21 protein-coding genes are annotated in these 19,409 nt (G+C 67.7%); 13 read left to right on the top strand and 8 right to left on the bottom strand.

Features of this window, described 5'->3' with window-relative positions:
• The first annotated feature begins 21 nt into the window (after window positions 1-21).
• The 4 genes from pyrH (at window position 22) to AB0J62_RS37280 (ending at window position 2,886) form a co-directional block, all read left to right on the top strand.
• The gene (pyrH, locus tag AB0J62_RS37295) at window positions 22-783 is read left to right on the top strand and encodes a UMP kinase (RefSeq protein ID WP_238160771.1); all 762 of its coding nucleotides are present in this window, start codon (window positions 22-24) and stop codon (window positions 781-783) included.
• A 110-nt stretch (window positions 784-893) separates the two neighbouring features.
• Window positions 894-1,451, top strand: coding sequence for a ribosome recycling factor (frr, locus tag AB0J62_RS37290; RefSeq protein ID WP_134111619.1), 558 nt, complete (start codon window positions 894-896; stop codon window positions 1,449-1,451).
• Window positions 1,451-2,299, top strand: coding sequence for a phosphatidate cytidylyltransferase (locus AB0J62_RS37285; RefSeq protein WP_363881714.1), 849 nt, complete (start codon window positions 1,451-1,453; stop codon window positions 2,297-2,299). Before frr ends, AB0J62_RS37285 begins: the two co-directional genes overlap by 1 nt.
• Window positions 2,296-2,886, top strand: a complete 591-nt coding sequence (locus tag AB0J62_RS37280; protein WP_363881712.1) for a GNAT family protein — start codon at window positions 2,296-2,298, stop codon at window positions 2,884-2,886. The genes AB0J62_RS37285 and AB0J62_RS37280 overlap by 4 nt, the downstream gene beginning before the upstream one ends.
• Here the strand turns inward: AB0J62_RS37280 and AB0J62_RS37275 are convergent.
• Window positions 2,876-3,817 (bottom strand): LLM class flavin-dependent oxidoreductase, encoded by a 942-nt coding sequence (locus tag AB0J62_RS37275; RefSeq protein ID WP_363881710.1) that lies wholly within the window; start codon window positions 3,815-3,817, stop codon window positions 2,876-2,878. The two genes, AB0J62_RS37280 and AB0J62_RS37275, sit on opposite strands and share 11 nt — an antisense overlap.
• Window positions 3,818-3,854: 37 nt before the next feature.
• The gene (locus AB0J62_RS37270; protein ID WP_363881708.1) at window positions 3,855-4,259 is read right to left on the bottom strand and encodes a MarR family transcriptional regulator; all 405 of its coding nucleotides are present in this window, start codon (window positions 4,257-4,259) and stop codon (window positions 3,855-3,857) included.
• 62 nt (window positions 4,260-4,321) lie between these two features.
• On the opposite strand from AB0J62_RS37270, the gene AB0J62_RS37265 reads away from it, so the two are divergent.
• The 6 genes from AB0J62_RS37265 to pdxY all read left to right on the top strand — a co-directional run bounded on the left by AB0J62_RS37265 (window position 4,322) and on the right by pdxY (window position 8,912).
• Window positions 4,322-5,230 carry an LLM class flavin-dependent oxidoreductase gene (locus AB0J62_RS37265; protein ID WP_363881706.1) on the top strand — a complete coding sequence of 303 codons (909 nt, stop codon included), beginning with the start codon at window positions 4,322-4,324 and terminating at the stop codon, window positions 5,228-5,230.
• Window positions 5,231-5,339: 109 nt separating this feature from the next.
• On the top strand, window positions 5,340-6,044 hold the full coding sequence (locus tag AB0J62_RS37260) for a C39 family peptidase (protein WP_363881704.1): 705 nt from the start codon (window positions 5,340-5,342) through the stop codon (window positions 6,042-6,044).
• 64 nt (window positions 6,045-6,108) lie between these two features.
• A complete protein-coding gene (locus AB0J62_RS37255; protein ID WP_363881702.1) occupies window positions 6,109-6,417 on the top strand; it encodes a SelT/SelW/SelH family protein in 309 nt (102 codons plus the stop codon).
• 41 nt (window positions 6,418-6,458) lie between these two features.
• Window positions 6,459-7,577 carry a 23S rRNA (adenine(2503)-C(2))-methyltransferase RlmN gene (rlmN, locus tag AB0J62_RS37250; RefSeq protein ID WP_134111626.1) on the top strand — a complete coding sequence of 373 codons (1,119 nt, stop codon included), beginning with the start codon at window positions 6,459-6,461 and terminating at the stop codon, window positions 7,575-7,577.
• Window positions 7,578-7,593: 16 nt separating this feature from the next.
• The gene (locus tag AB0J62_RS37245; protein ID WP_363881699.1) at window positions 7,594-8,064 is read left to right on the top strand and encodes a GNAT family N-acetyltransferase; all 471 of its coding nucleotides are present in this window, start codon (window positions 7,594-7,596) and stop codon (window positions 8,062-8,064) included.
• The gene (gene pdxY / locus AB0J62_RS37240) at window positions 8,061-8,912 is read left to right on the top strand and encodes a pyridoxal kinase PdxY (RefSeq protein WP_363881697.1); all 852 of its coding nucleotides are present in this window, start codon (window positions 8,061-8,063) and stop codon (window positions 8,910-8,912) included. The genes AB0J62_RS37245 and pdxY overlap by 4 nt, the downstream gene beginning before the upstream one ends.
• Here the strand turns inward: pdxY and AB0J62_RS37235 are convergent.
• Entirely contained in the window at window positions 8,905-9,987 is a 1,083-nt protein-coding gene (locus tag AB0J62_RS37235) for a Rossmann fold nucleotide-binding protein (RefSeq protein ID WP_363881974.1), read from the bottom strand. The genes pdxY and AB0J62_RS37235 overlap by 8 nt on opposite strands.
• Before the next feature lie 75 nt (window positions 9,988-10,062).
• On the opposite strand from AB0J62_RS37235, the gene AB0J62_RS37230 reads away from it, so the two are divergent.
• Window positions 10,063-11,364, top strand: coding sequence for an aspartate aminotransferase family protein (locus tag AB0J62_RS37230; RefSeq protein ID WP_363881695.1), 1,302 nt, complete (start codon window positions 10,063-10,065; stop codon window positions 11,362-11,364).
• A gap of 42 nt (window positions 11,365-11,406) precedes the next feature.
• Here the strand turns inward: AB0J62_RS37230 and AB0J62_RS37225 are convergent, their stop codons facing one another.
• The 5 genes from AB0J62_RS37225 to AB0J62_RS37205 form a co-directional block, all read right to left on the bottom strand.
• On the bottom strand, window positions 11,407-12,303 hold the full coding sequence (locus AB0J62_RS37225; RefSeq protein WP_363881693.1) for an amino acid ABC transporter permease: 897 nt from the start codon (window positions 12,301-12,303) through the stop codon (window positions 11,407-11,409).
• Entirely contained in the window at window positions 12,273-12,920 is a 648-nt protein-coding gene (locus AB0J62_RS37220; protein WP_363881691.1) for an amino acid ABC transporter permease, read from the bottom strand. The genes AB0J62_RS37225 and AB0J62_RS37220 overlap by 31 nt, the downstream gene beginning before the upstream one ends.
• Before the next feature lie 66 nt (window positions 12,921-12,986).
• Window positions 12,987-13,910: a glutamate ABC transporter substrate-binding protein gene (locus tag AB0J62_RS37215; protein WP_363881689.1), complete on the bottom strand. Its 924-nt coding sequence runs from the start codon at window positions 13,908-13,910 to the stop codon at window positions 12,987-12,989.
• 50 nt (window positions 13,911-13,960) lie between these two features.
• Window positions 13,961-14,689 carry an amino acid ABC transporter ATP-binding protein gene (locus AB0J62_RS37210; RefSeq protein ID WP_363881972.1) on the bottom strand — a complete coding sequence of 243 codons (729 nt, stop codon included), beginning with the start codon at window positions 14,687-14,689 and terminating at the stop codon, window positions 13,961-13,963.
• A 190-nt stretch (window positions 14,690-14,879) separates the two neighbouring features.
• Window positions 14,880-16,571 (bottom strand): helix-turn-helix domain-containing protein, encoded by a 1,692-nt coding sequence (locus AB0J62_RS37205; protein WP_363881687.1) that lies wholly within the window; start codon window positions 16,569-16,571, stop codon window positions 14,880-14,882.
• 142 nt (window positions 16,572-16,713) lie between these two features.
• Here AB0J62_RS37205 and AB0J62_RS37200 point away from each other — a divergent pair, with 142 nt between their 5' ends.
• Window positions 16,714-18,357 carry a hypothetical protein gene (locus tag AB0J62_RS37200; protein WP_363881685.1) on the top strand — a complete coding sequence of 548 codons (1,644 nt, stop codon included), beginning with the start codon at window positions 16,714-16,716 and terminating at the stop codon, window positions 18,355-18,357.
• A 10-nt stretch (window positions 18,358-18,367) separates the two neighbouring features.
• Window positions 18,368-19,408, top strand: coding sequence for an FAD-binding oxidoreductase (locus AB0J62_RS37195; RefSeq protein ID WP_363881683.1), 1,041 nt, complete (start codon window positions 18,368-18,370; stop codon window positions 19,406-19,408).
• The last annotated feature ends 1 nt before the right edge of the window (window position 19,409 follow it).

The following is a 19,409-nucleotide window of genomic DNA, read 5'->3' as shown; positions in this document are numbered from 1 at the left end:
ACGAACGAGGAGGCCGGAATCGTGACGGAAACCCTGGGTACCGAGACGAATCCGGCCTCTTCGCCGTTCGCCCCGGCCTATCACCGGGTGCTGCTGAAGCTGTCGGGTGAGGTGTTCGGCGGCGGCAAGCTCGGCGTCGACCCCGACGTCGTGAACTCGATCGCCAAGCAGATCGCCGAGGTGGCCCGGGCCGGTGTCCAGGTCGCCGTGGTGGTCGGCGGCGGCAACTTCTTCCGCGGCGCCGAGCTGCAGCAGCGCGGCATGGAGCGCAACCGCGCCGACTACATGGGCATGCTCGGCACGGTGATGAACTGCCTGGCGCTGCAGGACTTCCTGGAGAAGCTCGGTATCGAGACCCGGGTGCAGACCGCCATCACGATGGGCCAGGTCGCCGAGCCGTACATCCCGCGCAAGGCCGAGCGGCACCTGGAGAAGGGCCGCGTGGTCATCTTCGGCGCCGGCTCCGGCATGCCGTACTTCTCCACCGACACCGTCGCCGCCCAGCGCGCGCTCGAGGTCGGCGCCGAGGCGCTGCTGATGGGCAAGCAGGGCGTGGACGGGGTCTACGACTCCGACCCGAAGAAGAACCCGGACGCGGTCAAGTTCGACCAGCTGTCGTACGACGACTTCCTGGCCCGCGGCCTCCGGGTCGCCGACGCCACCGCGATCAGCCTGGCCCGCGACAACGCGCTGCCGATCGTGATCTTCGGCCTCGAAGAGGGCAACATCGCCCGGGTGATCCACGGCGAGAAGATCGGCACGGTCGTCTCCCGGGGGCAATAACCCGGCGTACGGCGGCGTACCACTAGGATCGTTGGATACAGGCGCAGTAGGAGATACAGGCGCAGTAGGAGTGGCCGCACCGACGCGGCCCCGAGGAAGCGAGGAATGTCGTGATCGACGAAGCTCTCCGCGAAGCCGAGCAGAAGATGGCGAAGGCCGTGGAGGTCGCGAAGGACGACTTCGCCGCGATCCGCACCGGCCGGGCGCACCCGCAGATGTTCGCGGGCATCCTGGCCGACTACTACGGCAGCCCGACGCCGCTGCAGCAGCTGGCCGGTTTCCAGGTCCCGGAGCCCCGGACCGTGCTGATCTCGCCGTACGACAAGGGTGCGATGGCGGCGATCGAGAAGGCGATCCGGGACTCGGACCTGGGTGTGAACCCGGGCAACGACGGCGCGGTGATCCGGGTGGTGATGCCGCAGCTGACCGAGGAGCGGCGCAAGGAGTACATCAAGGTCGCCAAGACCAAGGGCGAAGAGGCGCGGGTCTCGATCCGCAACATCCGCCGGCACGCCATGGACCAGGTGCACAAGACGGTCAAGGACGGCGACGCGGGCGAGGACGAGGGCAAGAGTGCTGAGAAGCGGCTCGACGGGTTGACGAAGAAGTACGTCGACTCGATCGACGACCTGCTCAAGCACAAGGAAGCCGAACTGCTCGAGGTGTGATGGGCGTCGACAGCACGCCCGCGCCGAGTCCCAGCCCGAGCCGTGCCGGGCGCAATCTGCCCGCCGCGATCGCGGTGGGAGTCGGGCTCGGCGCCCTGATCCTCGGATCGCTGTACTGGCAGAAGGTCCTGTTCACCGTCCTGGTGCTCGCCGTCGTTCTGGTCGCCGTCGACGAGATGATGAAAGCGCTGCGGACCGGCGGTGCGGCCATCCCGCGGATCCCGCTGTTCGTCGGAACGACGGCGATGCTGGCCTCGGCGTACTTCGGTGGACCGATGGCGCTGCTGGTCGCACTGGCGCTCACGGTCCTGGGGACGATCTTCTGGCGGATGCCAGGCGGATCGGTGGGGTTCGTCCGGGACGTGAGCGCAGGGGTGTTCCTGATCGGCTACGTCCCGCTGCTGGCGGGATTCGCCATTCTGCTGGTCCAGCCGGATGCGGACGGCCCCGGGCGGGTGGTGACGTTCTTCGTGGTCGTGGTCGCCAGTGACGTCGGCGGATACGTCGCGGGCGTGCTGTTCGGCAAGCACCCGATGGCGCCGACGATCAGCCCGAAGAAGTCCTGGGAGGGCTTCACCGGCTCGGCGCTGGCGTGTATCGGCGCCGGTATCGCCGCGGTGGTCTTCCTGCTGCACGGCGACTGGTGGGCCGGCGCGATCGTCGGCGCGGTCGCCGTACTGACCGCGACGGTCGGCGACCTCGGCGAATCGATGATCAAGCGCGATCTGGGCATCAAGGACATGTCGAACCTGCTGCCCGGTCACGGCGGGGTGATGGACCGGCTGGACTCGCTGCTCGCGACGGCGCCTGTCGTCTGGCTGCTGCTGCACCTGTTGGTGAAGGCATGACGATCGCACCGGACGGGCGGTCCCTGGTCGGCGACGTCGTGCGGCTGGATCGGATGCAGGAAGCCGATATCGACGAGCTGTACGCCGCGATCGCCAACGAGCAGGTGTACGCCGGAGGCTTCGGCGGCGGTCTCGCCGCGATGCCGAAGAGCGCGGACGAGATGCGGGCGAAGTGGATCCCCGCTGCGGCCAAGCGGTTCGCGTACGTGGTCCGGACGGTTGCCGACGGCACGGTTGTCGGTACGTCGAGCCTCGCCGACGTCGACCTGGTGAACGAGCGGATCCACCTCGGCTACACCGCTTATGCGCCCGCCGTGTGGGGGACCGCGGTCAACCCGGCGGCCAAGCTGTTGCTGCTCGAGCACGCCTTCGAGGGGTGTGGATTCGGCCGGGTGAAGATCCAGACCGGCTCGAAGAACACCCGCTCGCAGGCGGCGATCGCCAAGCTCGGCGCGACCCGCGAGGGCGTACTGCGGCGGCACATGCTGATGGCCGACGGCTCGTTCCGCGACACGGTCGTGTTCTCGATCCTGGCCGGCGAGTGGCCGGATGTGCGCAAGCGGCTCGAGGCCCGGATCAGCCGATGAGCTTCGCCAGCGACCCGAGCAGATCGTCCCGGTCGTAGGTGTTGGTCGTGATCAGGACCTCGTCCGCTGCTGTGCGCTGCACGAGATCCTCCAGCGCGGTGCGCACCTCGTCCGAGGTCCCGTAGTACTGACCACGCAACGCGTTCTCGAAGAACTCCTGCTCGCGAGCATTCATGGTCGCGGGCACGTCGGGCTGCAGCGGCGGGAAGACGCCGCGGGTGCGTGAGTAGGCGCTGGCCCATGCCTCCGGCAACAACAGCTGACGGGCGGCCTCCGTCGTGTCCCCGACCGCGGCGGTGACCGCGAGGATGACGTAGGGCTCCGGCGCCCACGCTGATGGCTGGAAGGCCGCCCGGTACGCGGAGACCAGCTCCACAGAGTCAGGGCGAGCAGCCAGCACTACAGGTAGGCCGAGCGATGCAGCGATCGCCGCGCCTTCGCCGACGGCAAGGATGAACGGTGGGATGTGTAGACCCTCGCCTGGTCGGGCGTGCACGTCAAACGTGCCAGCGAGATAGCCGAGCAGTTCCTGGACCTGTGCGCTGAAGTCGTCCGCGGCGTCCTTCTCGACGCCGAGAGCACGCCGTACTCCGTTGGTGAAGCCGACCGAGCGCCCCAGGCCCATGTCGATGCGGCCCGGGTACAGCGACTCCAGTACGCCGAACTGCTCCGCTACGACGAGCGGCTTGTGGTTCGGCAGCATCACCCCACCGGTGCCGACTCGGATGTGCGAGGTGCGAGCAGCAACCGCAGCAGCCAAGACAGTCGGCGCCGAGCCGACCACTCCGGGAACGCTGTGATGCTCCGACACCCAGAAACGCTTGTAGCCAAGGTCTTCCACCTGCTGGGCGAACTTCACCGTGGCCCGCAGAGTCTCCGGCTCCGTCTCGCCGACACGCGTCCGCGAACGATCCAGGACTGACAGCGGCACGGAGAGCATGTTCAGTCCAACGGGTCCGCCGGAGCCCTCATTCCCCCAGCAACAGCCGCAGCTCGTCCCGGAAACGGTCCGGAGCAGCCAGGGGAGCCAGGAACTCGCGCTCCACCTCCAGCCGGACCCCCTCCGCCGTCTCAAAGGTCGACTGACCTAGCGACGTCAGTACGACGACATTCCGCCGCCGGTCCTCCGGGCTGCGCCGGCGCTCGACGAACCCACGCTCCTCGAGCCCGTCCAGCAGCTCGCCGATCGACGTACGGTCCACCCGCAGCCGGGCCGCGACCTCGAGCTGGGAGAGCGGTTCGCCGGAAACGATCGCGGACAGAACCGCCAGGTCGCGACCGTTCAGACCGTGCGGAGCAAGCGCCTTGGTCTGAGCCTCGGTGAGCTCCGCCAGGACGTGTTTGAGCAGATACCCCAGCCGGTCGGACGCCATACCGCCAAATCTACCGATCTGCTGATCGTCAGGAGAGCTGATCATCAGTTATCCTGACGATTATGGAACTGACCTTCGGTCTGAAGACCACCCCGATGCATGTCCCGTACGCCGACATCCGCCGCGTCTGGCTCGAGGCCGACGAGACCCCGCAGATCCGCGACGCCTGGCTGTGGGACCACTTCCTCCCGCTCGCCGGTCCGAAGAACGGCGACGTCCTCGAGGGCTGGACCCTGCTCACCGCGCTGGCCGCCCAGACCACCCGGCTCCGCCTCGGTTTGCTCGTCACGAGCAACCGGATCCGCCCGCCGGCCGTCCTCGGCAAGATCGCCAGCACGCTCGACGTGATCTCCGACGGCCGGCTGATCATGGGCCTCGGCGCCGGCGGCACCCGTCAACCGGCCGGACTGAGCGGCATCGCGGGCCCTAATCCCGCGATCGAGGAGTACGCCGCCTACGGCTTGACGCTCGTGCCGCCGGGGGAGGGGATCGACCGGCTCCGCGAGACCATCGAGATCCTGCGCCGGATGTGGACCGAGGACGAGTTCGACTTCCACGGCCGCTACTACCAGCTCGAGCGCAACCGCAACGAACCCAAACCGGTCCAGCCCGCGGGTCCGCCGCTCCTGATCGGCGGGTGGGGCAACCGGATGCTCCGCCTGGTCGCGAAGTACGCCGACGTCTGGAACATCAGCGGCCCGCCACACACCGACTTCGACACGCTCACCGAGCGGGTGCGCCGGTTGGACGCGGAATGCGCCCGGATCGGACGGGAACCGTCGACGCTGAGCCGATCGCTGCAGCAGATCGTCTCGTACGACGACCCGGCCGAAACGCGCGCGATCGTGCAACGGGCGGTCAGGCTGGGGTTCGACCACATCGTGCTGTCGCTCCCGCGTCCGTACCCAGATCACGCCGTGCGCTGGCTGGTCCGGGAGATCATCGAGCCCGTGGAGCAGGCGGCGGCCTGACCTTTCCAGCAGGCTGGAAAGGCTCGGTGATTTTTTCACTGCACCGCCGAAACCTGTGTCAGTATCAAACACAGGACGATCCGCCCCGGTCGTCCAGTGAGGAGCTGACATGACCCCCACGACGAAGTTCAAGGCCGCCCTGTGCGGTCTCGCCCTCCTTGCCGCCGCCGCCCTCCCGACGGCCGCACCGGCCAACGCCGCACCCGCCACCACCGCACCCGCCACCGAAGCAGCACAGCCGGCCATGTCGGCCGAGGTAGCGGCCGCGATCAAACCGGTGCCGAAGCTCGGCTACTCGACGCAGACCGTCCGGACGCTGAACATCGCCTTCCAGTACCAGCAGACCGGTTACTGGTGCGGCCCGGCCGCGACCCGGATCGCGCTCTCGGCCCGGATCTCGCCGCCGAGCCAGCAGCAGCTGGCCAACGAGCTCCCGACCACGACCAACGGAACGGACTGGATCGGCCAGGTCACCCGGGTGCTCAACAACCACCTCGGCACCGGCTGGTACGAGACGAAGGAGATGCCCAACGATCCGCCCACGCAGGCGCAACGTGACCTGCTCTGGCGCGACGTCGTCCTCGACATCAACAACAACTACCCGATCGTTGCCAACATCGTTGCCCCGGCGAGCAATCACCCGCCGGGCTACCCGAACTACACGATCTACCACTACTTCACGGTGATCGGGTACGACGACAGCGACCAAACCGTCCTGATCGCGGATCCGGCCGGGTTCGCCCCGACAGCGACGTACTGGCTGACCTTCAACCAGCTCGCGACCCTCATCCCGCCCAAGGGCTACTCGGCCTGACCGCGAGAACGCCGTACTCACTGTCCGCCCCCGGTGAGTACGGCGACCACGGATAATCGCGGGTGTGACCAGACAGCCGCGGTTGGAGATCGAGTACTGCACCCAGTGCCGGTGGTTGATGCGGGCGGCCTGGACCGCTCAGGAGCTGCTGACCACGTTCCCCCAGGAGCTGGGCGAGGTGGCGCTGGTCCCGGGAACGGGCGGCGTGTTCGACATCAGCCTGGACGGCGAGCTGCTGTGGTCGCGGAAGGCCGAGGGCGGGTTCGCAGAGGTGCCGCTGCTCAAGCAGATGGTGCGGGACCGGATCGCGCCGGACCGGAAGCTCGGCCACTCCGACCACAAGCCCGCGGGTGACGCGGGTCATGGGATGTGAATTTGTGAACGGTTGACCGGCCTTGCGACAATAGACCGGTTATGACTACCTCCCTTCCCCTTGTGTTCGATGAGCCGCGCCGTGCCAAGAAGCCGCCGCGGCACCTGGCCGACCTCACGGGGGAGGAGCGCCGTACTGCGGTCGCCGCGCTGGGTGAGCCCGCGTTCCGGGCCAAGCAACTGTCCAACCACTACTTCTCCCGGCTGGTGTCCGACCCCGCCGAGATGACCGACCTGCCGGCCGCGACCCGCGACAAGCTGGTTGCCGACCTGATGCCGCCACTGCTGACCCGTGTCCGTGACCTCGAGTGCGACAACGGGGAGACGCGGAAGACGCTGTGGAAGCTGCTCGACGGTTCGCTGGTCGAGTCCGTCCTGATGCGGTATCCGGGCCGCGCGACGATGTGCGTGTCCTCGCAGGCCGGTTGCGGGATGGCCTGCCCGTTCTGCGCGACCGGCCAGGGCGGACTCACGCGGAACATGTCAACCGCGGAGATCGTCGAGCAGGTCGTCGACGGTGCGCGGGCGCTGGCGCGCGGCGAGATCGCCGGCGGGCCGGGACGGGTCAGCAACATCGTGTTCATGGGCATGGGCGAGCCGATGGCCAACTACAAGGCCGTGATGGGCGCCGTACGCCGGTTCACCGATCCGTCGCCGGAGGGGCTGGGGATCTCGGCGCGTGGTGTGACGGTGTCGACGGTCGGGCTGGTGCCGCGGATCAACCAGCTCGCGACCGAGGGGATCCCGGTCACGCTGGCGCTGTCGCTGCACGCGCCGGACGACGAGCTGCGCGACGAGCTGGTGCCGATCAACAACCGCTGGAAGGTCGACGAGGTCCTCGACGCGGCTTGGGGGTACGCGCGGCAGACCAAGCGGCGCGTCTCGATCGAGTACGCGATGATCCGCGACATCAACGACCACGCCTGGCGGGCCGACCTGCTCGCGGAGAAGCTCAACGCGCGCGGCGACTGGGGCTGGGTGCACGTCAACCTGATCCCGCTGAACCCGACACCCGGCTCGAAGTGGACCGCCTCCGACCCGGCCGACGAGCGCGAGTTCGTCCGTCGCCTCGAGGCCGCGGGCATCCCCACCACCGTGCGCGACACCCGCGGCCAGGAGATCGACGGCGCCTGCGGCCAGCTCGCCGCTGCCAGCAAGTAGCCGACAGACTGGGCGCATGCGCGTTCGACGGTTCGAAGAAGCGGATCGCTCAGCCGTACTCGCCCTGGCGCCCCGCCTCACCGAGGGAGTCGCCCCCTGGCGACCGGCCGAGCTGGTGTTGTCGGCCGTCACCGGCTGGGTCGTGGAGGCACTGGCGCGAGCTGCCGAACCAGGGCGCTTCGTGTTCGTCGCTGACGAGGGCGACGCAGTCCTCGGCTTCGTGGCCGGTGAGGAGCGTCCGCACTGGTCCGGCGTCCCCGAGTTGTACGTCGGCGAGCTGGCCGTCGACCCGCGCCACGAAGGCCGCGGCGTCGGACGGGCGCTGATCGACGCCGTCGCTGCGCACGCCAACGAAGTCGGCGTCCACAGCATCACCCTCGACACCGGTGCGGCCAACAGCAACGCGCGCTCGTTCTACCGGCGCCTCGGCTTCGAAGAAGAGGACGTGAAGTTGACGATGAGGCTTGATGGGATGATCGGAGGGTGAAGATCCTTTCGATTCAGTCGGCTGTTGCGTACGGGCATGTGGGTAACTCGGCGGCGGTGTTCCCGCTGCAGCGGATCGGTGTCGAGGTGCTGCCGGTGTACACCGTGAACTTCTCGAACCACACCGGCTACGGGGCGTGGCGTGGTCCGATGATCAGCCCGGACGACGTACGCGAGGTTCTGCTCGGGATCGAGGACCGCGGTGTCCTTCCGCAGATCGACGTGGTGCTCTCGGGCTACCAGGGCGGCGAAGGGATCGCCGACGTGATCCTCGAGGCGGTGGAGCGGGTCAAGGCGGCCAATCCGACCGCCGTGTACTCCTGCGACCCGGTGATGGGCAACGCCAAGTCCGGTTGCTTCGTCGCACCCGCCATCCCGGTGCTGCTGCGGGACCGGGTGGTTCCGGCGGCCGACATCATCACGCCGAACCAGTTCGAGCTGGGCTTCTTGACCGGGACCGAGCCGGACACGCTCGAGTCCACCCTGGCCTCGGTGGAGCTGGTGCGAGCGACCGGCCCGCGGACGGTGCTGGTCACCAGCGTCGAGCGCCCCGACCGCGAGGACGGCACGATCGAGATGCTGGCCGTCGACGACAGCGGCGCATGGCTCGTGCAGACGCCGTACATCCCGATGAAGGCGAATGGCTCAGGCGACGTGACGGCCGCGCTGTTCACGGCGCACTACCGCAGTACCGGCGATCTCGCGGAGGCTCTCGCGCGGACGACGTCGAGCGTCTTCGAACTGCTCACCCGCACCCACGAGTCCGGCGAGCGCGAGCTGCAGCTGGTCGAGTCGCAGGACGCGTACGCCAACCCGAAGATGCAGTTCAAGCCTCAGCGAGTCAGCTGACCAGGTCGGCAGCCTCGTCGATGGTCTCGACGAGGTGGATCGGCATAGCGTGGTCGGCTGCGAGGGCCTGGAGGAGCGGCCAGACCGGCAGCTCGGTGGTCCAGTAGTCGGTGCCCACGAGGATCATCGGGATCTTGGTCGCCGCGTCACCGTAGTAGTTCGGGGTGACCGCCTGGAAGATCTCCTGGACCGTGCCGGCGGCGCCGGTCAGGTAGACGATGCCGCCACGGGCCCGGCCGAGCAGAACGTCCTCGCGCTGGGCGTTCGAGAAGTACTTCGCGATCGCCGACGCGAACACGTTCGGCGGCTCGTGGCCGTAGAACCAGGTCGGGATCGACACGCCGCCGTCGCCGGGGTAGCGGGCGCGGACGTTCAGGCCGGCGGTCGCCCACGCGCCGACAGACGGGCGGAAGGACGGTACGGCGGCCAGCTCGGCGAGAGCGCCGTCGACAGCGGCATCGTCGTACGACGCCAGCGATGCGCCGAGGTTGGCGGCCTCCATCGCGCCCGGACCGCCGCCGGTCACGACCCTGCGGCCCGCGCGGGAGAGCGCTCGGCCGAGCAGTACGGCGGAGCGGTAGTCGTCGGTGCCTCGCAGTACGCCGTGGCCGCCCATGACGCCGACCCACGGCTTGTCGTCGGGTAGTTCGCTGAGGGCGTCCGCGATGGCGTGGTCATGGAGGGCCGCGGCCAGGGTGCGGCTGGTGTCGCCCTTCTCGTCCTGCTGGCGGGACCAGGCGTAAATGCGGGCGTCCGGCGTGGCGTCGTACCCGTGCTCCAGGCCGGCGTACAGCTCGTCGGCGTCGTACAGGCGCCCGCGGTACGCATCGAAGGGGAGTGCCGGGATCGCCGGGAACACCAGTCCGCCGCCGTCGCGGACCCAGGCGTCCGCCTTCTCCTCCAGCACGCAGCCGAGGAACAGCGAGCCCATCGGCTTCAGTCCGATGATCTCCGCCGTACGCCGGGTCAGATCCACCGACTGCACCCGCCACCCTGCCATCGCGGTAGCCCCCGCGGCGAGCAGGCGGTCGAAGTGCTCCAGGGACTCGATATCCACATGCGGGATGCTCGGCATGGTCACGCAGAGCACCCTAACCTCCCCTGACGTCATAGACCTGCGCTATCGGGGAAGCGGTGTAATGCTTGGCCCATGACACACGCACGGACACATGCGGAGCTCTGGGAGCGTCACAAGGCCGTCATGCCGGCTTGGCTCGCGTTGTACTACGAGGAGCCGATCGAGATCGTGGAAGGGTCCGGCCGCCGGGTCACCGACGGTGAGGGCAACACCTACCTCGACTTCTTCGCCGGCATCCTGACCAACGCGATCGGGTACGACATCGCGGAGATCTCGGACGCGGTGCGTGAGCAGCTCGGCACCGGGGTCGCGCACACCTCGACGGTGTACCTGATCCGCAAGCAGATCGAGCTGGCCGAGCAGATCGCCGAGCTGTCCGGGATCCCGGACGCGAAGGTGTTCTTCGCCAACTCCGGCACCGAGGCGAACGAGACGGCCCTGCTGCTCGCCACCCAGAACCGCCGCTCGAACCAGGTCCTGGCGATGCGGAACTCGTACCACGGCCGCGCGTTCGGCACGGTCGCGATCACCGGCAACCGCGGCTGGTCCGCCAGCAGCCTGTCGCCGGTGAACGTGCAGTACGTCCAGGGTGCGTACCGCTACCGCAGCCCGTTCCGGGACCTTTCGGACGCCGACTACATCAAGGTCTGCGTCGACGACCTGCGCAACGTCATCGAGACCACGACCTCCGGCGACGTCGCCTGCCTGATCGCGGAGCCGATCCAGGGCGTCGGCGGGTTCTCGTCACCGCCCGACGGGCTGTACGCCGCGTTCAAGGAGGTCCTGGACGAGTACGGGATCCTCTTCATCTCCGACGAAGTACAGACCGGATGGGGCCGGACCGGTGATCACTTCTGGGGCATCCAGGCGCACGACGTCGTACCGGATGCGATGACGTTCGCGAAGGGCCTCGGCAACGGGTTCGCGATCGGCGGTGTGGTCGCCAGGGCCGAGCTGATGGACAGCGTCAAGGCGAACTCGCTGTCCACCTTCGGCGGCAACCCGATCTCGACCAGCGCGGCGAAGGCAACGATCGACTACCTGCTCGACAAGGACCTGCAGGCGAACGCGGCCAAGCGCGGCGCCCAGTTGGTCGACGGCCTGCGCGGGATCTCCGACGAGTACCCCGAGCTCGGCGACGTCCGCGGCAAGGGCCTCATGCTCGCCGCCGAGATCGTCAAGCCGGACGACAACACCCCCGACGCGGCAAGCACCGCCAAACTCCAGCAGGAGACGAAGAACCGCGGCCTCCTGGTCGGCAAGGGCGGTCTCTACGGCAACGTGCTCCGGATGGCGCCGCCGATGACGCTGACCGAGGACGAAGCCGCCGAAGCCCTGGAAATCATCCGCGAATCTTTCGGCACTCTGCGCTGACCACACAACAGCGCCCCGGTTCAGGACCGGGGCGCTGTTGTGTCAGAGCGGGGCTTCCGCCGAGGTGGCTGCCTCGGCGGCCGACGGCGGTGGCGCGCCGGTGATCCTGCGGCGGCGCCGGGAGCGGCCCTCGAGGTAACGGGCCAGCAGCGACAGCAGCGAGCACAGGCCGATGTAGATCACCGCGACGACGATGTACGTCGGGATGTACGGGAACCCGTACTGCAGCCGGCCGCCCATCTGCTTGGCGACGTACAGCAACTCGGCGTACGTGATGATGAAGCCGAGTGCGGTGTCCTTCAGCAGCACGACCAGCTGACTGACGATGGCCGGCAGCATCGCACTGATGGCCTGCGGCAACAGTACGAGCCGGACCACCTGGTTCTTCCGCAGTCCGATCGCGTACGACGCCTCACGCTGGCCCTTCGGCACCGCCGCGATGCCGGCCCGGAAGATCTCCGCGAGCACCGAGCCGTTGTAGAGCGTCAGACCGAACACGACTGCCCAGAACGGCGTCAGGCCGAGGTGGTACTGCAGGCTGCCGTAGTAGAAGAAGAACATCAGGATCAGCAGCGGGATCGCGCGGAACAGCTCGACGACGAACGTCGCCGGCACCCGGACCCACTTGTGATCGCTGATCCGGGCCGCGGCGAACACCGCACCCATGAGCATCGCCAGCACCGCGGCGAGACCGGCCGCCTTCAGCGTGTTCAGCAGGCCGTCCAGCAGCTGGTTCTGGATCGCCGTGTACTGGAACTGGACCCATCGGCGGCTCTCGAACTGGCCGGTCGCGTTCAGCCGGTAGACGACCCAGGCGACGGCGCCGGCCACCAGCAGGATCACGACCACGTTCAGGACCCGGTTGCGGAGCTGCGCCCGCGGTCCGGGAACGTCGTACAACGCGCTCATCAGGCCACCGCCGTCCGTCGTTCGGCCCATCGCTGCAGGAAGATCAGCGGGACGATGAGGATCAGGAAGCCGATGGTGATCCACACCAGCGTGAGCATCTGGTTCTCACCGCGCTCGGCCATCGCCGCCGGGATCGCACCTGCCTCGGCGACCGAGAAGCCGGCCGCGATCGTGGTGTTCTTCAGCAGCGCGATCAGCACGCTCATCAGCGGCGGCTGGATCGCCCGGAACGCCTGCGGCAGCACGATCACCGACAGCACCTGGATGAACGACATGCCGATCGCCCGGCCGGCCTCGGTCTGCCCGGGCGGGATCGTGTTGATGCCGGACCGGACGACCTCGCAGATGAACGCCGATGTGTAGATCGTCAGCGCGACCACCGCGGACCAGAAGAACGACGGCAGTTCGATGTTCATCTTCGGTGCGCCGAAGACCAGGAACGCGAACACCAGGGTCAGCGGGGTGTTCCGCAGTACGTTCACGTAGCCGGTGCCGACGCCCCGCAGGGCCGGCACCGGGGAGACCCGGAAGGTGCCGAGCAGGGTGCCGAGCACCAGGCTCAGCACGCCGGAGATCAGGAACAACTTGATCGTGGTCCAGAAACCGTGTCCGAACAGATCCCAGTTGTCGGTGAGAACCGAGAACATCGCGACCTTCCTGCAAAGACGTGGTCCGGCCGCGGCGCCCGAACGGACGCCGCGGCCGGATCTGGATCAGTACTTCTCGAGCGGCGGCGGGGTCGAGGTCGAACCCGACTTGCCGAGCGTCTCGTCGTAGATCGCCTTCCAGGTGCCGTCGGAGGCCGACGTCTCCAGGATCGAGTTCATCTTGTCGCGCAGCGCCTTGTCGGCCAGCGGCAGGCCGATGCCGTACTTCTCGGTGCTGAACGGCTTGCCGACCACGCGCAGCTGGTCGGGCGCGGTGGCCGCGTAGCCCTTGAGGATCGCGTCGTCGGTGGTGACCGCGTCGGTCTTCTTGTCCAGCAGCTGCGAGACGCACTCCGAGTAGGTCTTGAACTCGGAGATGTTGCTCGCCTCGGTGAGCTGCTCGTCCTTGACCCGCTGGATCGGCGTCGAACCGGTCGCCGAGCAGACCTTCTTGCCCTTCAGCGCGGTCTTGCCGGCGTCCATCGAGGTGTCGTCCTTGCGGACCAGCAGGTCCTGCCCGGCGATGAAGTACGGGCCGGCGAACGAGACCTGCTTCTTGCGCTTGTCGGTGATCGAGTAGGTGCCGACGTAGTAGTTGACCTCACCGCCGGCGATCGCGGTCTCGCGGTTCGCGGACGGGATCTCCTTGTACTCGATCTTGTCCGGGTCGAAGCCGAGGCCGGCCGACATCATCCGGGCGATCTCGATGTCGAAGCCGCAGCGCTTGCCGTCGGCGTCCTTGTAGCCGAGGTTCGGCTGGTCGGCCTTGACGCCGACGGTTACCTTGCCGGCGGACTTCATCTTGGTGAAGGTCGGGCTGCCGGCCACATCCACGCCGGACGCGGTGGTGAACTTGTGCAGGTCGCCGCAGGAGTCGGACGCGTTGCCGCCACCGCCGCCACTGGCGGCAGGCTCGTCCTTGCCACAGGCAACGGCGGTCAGCGCGAGCGCACCGACGCCGAGAGTGGCGACGAGGTTGCGCATTCTCATGATCTGGTTCCCCTTCGTTGGTTACTACAGCTACAGCCGCGGGCGGGAGCTCAGTGCTTCAGGATCTTGCCGAGGAAGTCCTGGGCCCGCCGGGAGGTCGGGTTGGTGAAGAAGGTCTCCGGGTCGGACTCTTCGACGATCTCGCCGTCGGCCATGAATACCACCCGGTTCGCCGCGGTGCGGGCGAAGCCCATCTCGTGCGTGACCACGACCATCGTCATGCCCTGCTTGGCCAGATCGATCATCACCTCGAGGACCTCCTGGATCATCTCCGGGTCGAGCGCCGAGGTGGGCTCGTCGAAGAGGATGACTTTGGGGTCCATGGCCAGCGCCCGCGCGATCGCGACGCGCTGCTGCTGGCCGCCGGACAGCTGAGCCGGGAACTTCGAGGCCTGGTTCGCGACCCCCACCCGCTCCAGCAGTTCCATCGCCCGCTTCTCGGCCTGCTTCGGGTCGGTCTTGCGAACCTTGAGCGGGCCGAGGGTGACGTTCTCCAGGATCGTCTTGTGCGCGAACAGGTTGAACGACTGGAACACCATGCCGACGTCGGCACGCAGCCTGGCCAGCGCCTTGCCCTCGCTGGGCAGCGGCTCACCGTCCAGCAGGATGCTGCCCGAGTCGATGGGTTCCAGCCGGTTGATGGCGCGGCACAGTGTTGATTTCCCAGATCCGGACGGACCGATCACGACCACGACCTCGCCCTTGGCGATGGACAGGTCGATGTCCTTCAGGACGTGCAGTTCGCCGAAGTGTTTGTTGACACCGGACAGTGCCACCAACCCGGCCCTGTTCTGAGTGTCTGGCGTGAGAGTGCCGGAATCGCTCATGGCCAGAACCTACTGGAGCCGGGGGTGCGGTCGCAGGCCCGGGTGGTACCCCCTTGGTAACGATCTGCAATAAACCCGCGCTGACCGTAGCCCGGCGGTCACGGACTGCTCGCGATTGTTCGTTTGTGAGCGGCTCGCCCGCTCAGGTGACGATTCCGTACTCCCGGATCTTGCGATAGATCGTCGCGCGTGACATTCCCAACGCTGCCGCGGCAGCCTTCTTGTCGCCGTCGTACGTCGACAGCGCGTCGACGATCGCGTCCCGTTCGAGGGCCTCGATCGGGGTCAGCTGCCGGCGTGTGGTGGCCCTGCACTCGGGCGGCAGGTCGGCCAGCTCGACCACCCCCGACCGGCGTCGCCTGGCGACCGCGGTGAGGACAGCGCGCAGATGGGTGATGTTTCCCGACCACGGCAGCCGCATCAACTGGTTCATCGTGGCCGCCGAGAAGGTGAGCCCGCTGATGCCCGCCTTCGCAAGCAACGACCGGACCAGCGCGGGAATGTCCTCGACATGGTGCCGCAGTGGCGGCACCTCGACGGCCCGGGGGAAGAACGCGAGCAGCTCGTCGGCGATCTCGGACCGGTCGGCCGGCAACGTGAGCGCGACCCACGCGCCGCCGGCGATCGCGCCGTCGCGGACGCTCTGCAGCAGTTCGGTCAGTCCGTCGAGGACCTCGCCGGTCATCACGTGCGCCCGCCGGACGATCAGGTCGGCGCCGGAATCCAGCTCGGCGCGTGCCTCGGTCAGCAGATCGTCGCCCATCGCCTCGGGATCGAGTACGACGAGCCGGCGCTCAGGCGCCACATGCCGGCGTACCGCGCGCAGCATCGACAGCTTGCCCGTCCCCGCCTCGCCGTCGGCGATCAGCCACTCGGACCGGCTGCATGCCTCCAGCAGCTCCTGCGTGACGTGCTGCCAGACCGCGCTGGTCCCGGTCGTGCCGGGAATCAAGGGCGCCCGGGCGGCCTGGGGACTGCGGGCCGGCGCCCGTTGCTCCTTGATCTGGATGACGCCGCCGGCCAGCGTGTCGCCGAGAAAGGTCGGGCGATAGGCCAGTCGCGCGGTGGTCCCGCTGGGTAGATCGGTAATGAATACAAGCGGTTTGGTGCCGCCGCGCGCATCCCGGGTGCGGTCGATGAGCGCCGCTTGGTCGATGGCGTCGAACCGTGCCTGGGCATAGGCGTTCATCATGAACACCTCGTCGCCGAGCGCCAGCACCGGACCGCCGCTGTGCCGGCAGGCCGCGTAGTAGTCGCTCAGCAAGGCGTGGTCGAGCGCGTTCGCCTCCTCGACGACGCGGTCGTGGATGCGCCGCGCGGCGAGTTTGGCGAACGACAGCAGGATCGAGTTCGAGTTCCTGGCCTGGGTGGTGATGTCGAGGACGCCGAGCAGGCCCCCGGTGACGGGATGCGTGATCGGGGCGCCGGCGCACGAGAACATCCGCAGCTTGCCGTTGTAATGCTCGGCTCCGTCGATCTGGATCGGTCCGCCGACTTCGAGCGCAGTACCGATCCCGTTGGTGCCGACCGCCGATTCGGCGTACTGGAACCCGGGCGCCAGGTCGACCGAGTCGAGCCTGCGGAGCAACGACGGGTCGCCGCCGCGGCGGTCGAGGACCACGCCCTTGGCGTCGGTCAGGATGATGCAGACCGGCTCGTTGTGCAGCTCCGACGACAGTGCGTCGATCACCGGCCGGGCCGCCCGCATCAAGGTGGTCTCGCGGTCGATCCGGTCGAAGTACTTCGGGGTGGGGCGGTCGACGTCGACCTGCGACGCCTGTGAGCGCTCCCACGACACTCGGATGGGATCTCGGACCGGCTGTGCAGCGCCCATAGCGGTCTCCTTCACGTCCGTCACCAGCGGAACTTCGACCAACGGTAGCCCGCCCCGCTGTGACCGCCATCTCACATTGAGACACGGAGACGTCCGTCAGGCGGCTTTCATCTCCTATCAACCCCGATGATGGAGGCCCACATTGAGCAGGCAGAGTCTTACCAAGGCCCACGCCAAGATCACCGAGTTGTCCTGGGAACCGACGTTCGCGACCCCGGCGACCCGCTTCGGCACCGACTACACCTTCGAGAAGGCGCCGAAGAAGGATCCGCTGAAGCAGATCATGCGGTCCTACTTCCCGATGGAGGAGGAGAAGGACAACCGCGTGTACGGCGCCATGGACGGCGCGATCCGCGGCAACATGTTCCGCCAGGTGCAGCAGCGCTGGCTGGAGTGGCAGAAGCTGTTCCTCAGCATCATCCCGTTCCCGGAGATCTCCGCGGCCCGGGCGATGCCGATGGCGATCGACGCCGTACCGAACCCGGAGATCCACAACGGGCTCGCGGTGCAGATGATCGACGAGGTCAGGCACTCGACGATCCAGATGAACCTCAAGCGCCTGTACATGAACAACTACATCGACCCGGCCGGTTTCGACATGACCGAGAAGGCGTTCGCGAACAACTACGCGGGCACCATCGGCCGGCAGTTCGGCGAGGGGTTCATCACCGGTGACGCGATCACCGCGGCGAACATCTACCTCACCGTCGTCGCGGAGACCGCCTTCACCAACACCCTGTTCGTGGCGATGCCGGACGAGGCCGCGGCCAACGGCGACTACCTGTTGCCGACGGTGTTCCACTCGGTCCAGTCCGACGAGTCGCGGCACATCAGCAACGGGTACTCGATCCTGCTGATGGCGCTGGCCGACGAGCGCAACCGGCCGCTGCTGGAGCGCGACCTGCGGTACGCGTGGTGGAACAACCACTGTGTCGTGGACGCGGCCATCGGCACGTTCATCGAGTACGGCACGAAGGACCGGCGCAAGGACCGGGAGAGCTATGCGGAGATGTGGCGGCGGTGGATCTACGACGACTACTACCGCAGCTACCTGCTGCCGCTGGAGAAGTACGGCCTCACGATTCCGCACGACCTGGTCGAGGAAGCGTGGAACCGGATCACCACCAAGGGCTACGTGCACGAGGTCGCGCGGTTCTTCGCCACCGGCTGGCCGGTGAACTACTGGCGGATCGACGCGATGACCGACAAGGACTTCGAGTGGTTCGAGGAGAAGTACCCAGGCTGGTACTCGAAGTACGGCAAGTGGTGGGAGAACTACAACCGGCTCGCGTACCCCGGCAAGAACAAGCCGATCGCGTTCGAAGAGGTCGGCTACCAGTACCCGCACCGCTGCTGGACCTGCATGGTGCCGGCGCTGATCCGCGAGGACATGGTCACCGAGAAGGTCGACGACCAGTGGCGCACGTACTGCTCGGAGACCTGCTACTGGACCGACGCGGTCGCGTTCCGCGGTGAGTACGACGGCCGGCCGACCCCGAACATGGGCCGCCTGACCGGCTTCCGCGAGTGGGAGACGCTGCACCACAACAAGGACCTGGCCGACATCGTGCAGGACCTCGGGTACGTGCGCGACGACGGCAAGACCCTGATCGGCCAGCCCCACCTGGATCTGGACCCGAAGAAGATGTGGACCCTCGACGACGTCCGCGGCAACACGTTCATGAGCCCGAACGTGCTGCTCAACGAGATGTCCGACGCCGAGCGCGAGGCCCACATCGCGGCCTACATGGCCAACGGAACTGCCTCCACCCACCCGGCAGCCTGAGGAGGACCCGGTGGCCGACAAGCACCGTATCCAGTTCGAACCGGTCGGCATCGAGATGGAGGTCGGCGAGGAGGAGAAGATCCTCGACGCCGCGTTCCGGCAGGGGATCCATCTGATGCACGGCTGCCGGGAAGGGCAGTGCTCGGCGTGCAAGTCGTACCTGCTCGAGGGTGACATCCAGATGGAGCGCTACTCGACGTTCGCCTGCAACGACGCGGAAGTGGCCGAGGGTTACGTGCTGCTCTGCAAGTCGCACGCCTACAGCGACTGCACGATCGAGCTGCTGAACTACGACGAGGACGAACTGCTCGGCGGCATCCCGATCCGGACCGTCGGCACACGGGTCGCGGCGATCGAACCGGTCACCCGCGACATCGTGTCGCTGCGGCTCGAACCCGCCGAGCAGTTCGACTTCAAGCCGGGGCAGTACGTCGACATCACCATCCCCGGCACCGACGAACACCGCTCGTTCTCGATGGCCACAACACCTGGGACACCATCGAGTGAGATCGAGTTCCTGATCAAGAAGTACCCGGGCGGCCGGTTCTCCGCCCTGCTCGACGGCGAGCTCGCGGTCGGCGACGAGCTGTCGCTGACCGGGCCGTACGGCTCGTCGACGCTGAAGGACGGCCACGTGCTGCCGGTGGTCTGCGTGGCCGGCGGGGCGGGGATGGCGCCGATCCTGTCGATACTGCGGCACCTGAAGGAGAGCGGCAGCACCCGCCCGGTCCGGTTCTACTACGGCGCGCGGACGGCGGCCGACCTGTTCTACCTGGAGGCGATCAAGGAGCTCGGTGCGGATCTCACCGGCTTCGAGTTCATCGCCTGCCTGTCCGAGTCGGCTCAGGACTCGGACGGACTCCAGGTGGAGGAGGGCAACGTCACCGACATCGTCGAACGGCGCGAGCCCGAGCTGCACCGCAGCGAGGTCTACCTGTGCGGGCCACCGCCGATGGTCGACGCCGCCCTGACGTTGCTGGAGGCAAGCAACGTGCCGAAGGACCAGGTCTTCTACGACAAGTTCACCAGCCCAGCTACCGATGGAGCCTGAG

It is taken from the genome of Kribbella sp. NPDC049584, from assembly GCF_040675555.1.
In the GTDB taxonomy this organism is placed as follows: Bacteria; Actinomycetota; Actinomycetes; order Propionibacteriales; family Kribbellaceae; genus Kribbella.
The sequence above is the reverse complement of the archived record's forward strand: the minus strand, read 5'-3'. Positions and strand labels throughout refer to the sequence as shown.

What these genes read in the sequence shown, in the direction of transcription:
- AB0J62_RS37285 (WP_363881714.1), top strand. Translation starts at nt 1,451, where the DNA reads ATGGGCGTCGACAGCACGCCCGCGCCGAGTCCCAGCCCGAGCCGTGCC.
- AB0J62_RS37280 (WP_363881712.1), top strand. Translation starts at nt 2,296, where the DNA reads ATGACGATCGCACCGGACGGGCGGTCCCTGGTCGGCGACGTCGTGCGG.
- AB0J62_RS37270 (WP_363881708.1), bottom strand. Translation starts at nt 4,259, where the DNA reads ATGGCGTCCGACCGGCTGGGGTATCTGCTCAAACACGTCCTGGCGGAG.
- AB0J62_RS37265 (WP_363881706.1), top strand. Translation starts at nt 4,322, where the DNA reads ATGGAACTGACCTTCGGTCTGAAGACCACCCCGATGCATGTCCCGTAC.
- AB0J62_RS37260 (WP_363881704.1), top strand. Translation starts at nt 5,340, where the DNA reads ATGACCCCCACGACGAAGTTCAAGGCCGCCCTGTGCGGTCTCGCCCTC.
- rlmN (WP_134111626.1), top strand. Translation starts at nt 6,459, where the DNA reads ATGACTACCTCCCTTCCCCTTGTGTTCGATGAGCCGCGCCGTGCCAAG.
- AB0J62_RS37245 (WP_363881699.1), top strand. Translation starts at nt 7,594, where the DNA reads ATGCGCGTTCGACGGTTCGAAGAAGCGGATCGCTCAGCCGTACTCGCC.
- AB0J62_RS37235 (WP_363881974.1), bottom strand. Translation starts at nt 9,987, where the DNA reads ATGCCGAGCATCCCGCATGTGGATATCGAGTCCCTGGAGCACTTCGAC.
- AB0J62_RS37230 (WP_363881695.1), top strand. Translation starts at nt 10,063, where the DNA reads ATGACACACGCACGGACACATGCGGAGCTCTGGGAGCGTCACAAGGCC.
- AB0J62_RS37225 (WP_363881693.1), bottom strand. Translation starts at nt 12,303, where the DNA reads ATGGGCCGAACGACGGACGGCGGTGGCCTGATGAGCGCGTTGTACGAC.
- AB0J62_RS37220 (WP_363881691.1), bottom strand. Translation starts at nt 12,920, where the DNA reads ATGTTCTCGGTTCTCACCGACAACTGGGATCTGTTCGGACACGGTTTC.
- AB0J62_RS37215 (WP_363881689.1), bottom strand. Translation starts at nt 13,910, where the DNA reads ATGAGAATGCGCAACCTCGTCGCCACTCTCGGCGTCGGTGCGCTCGCG.
- AB0J62_RS37205 (WP_363881687.1), bottom strand. Translation starts at nt 16,571, where the DNA reads ATGGGCGCTGCACAGCCGGTCCGAGATCCCATCCGAGTGTCGTGGGAG.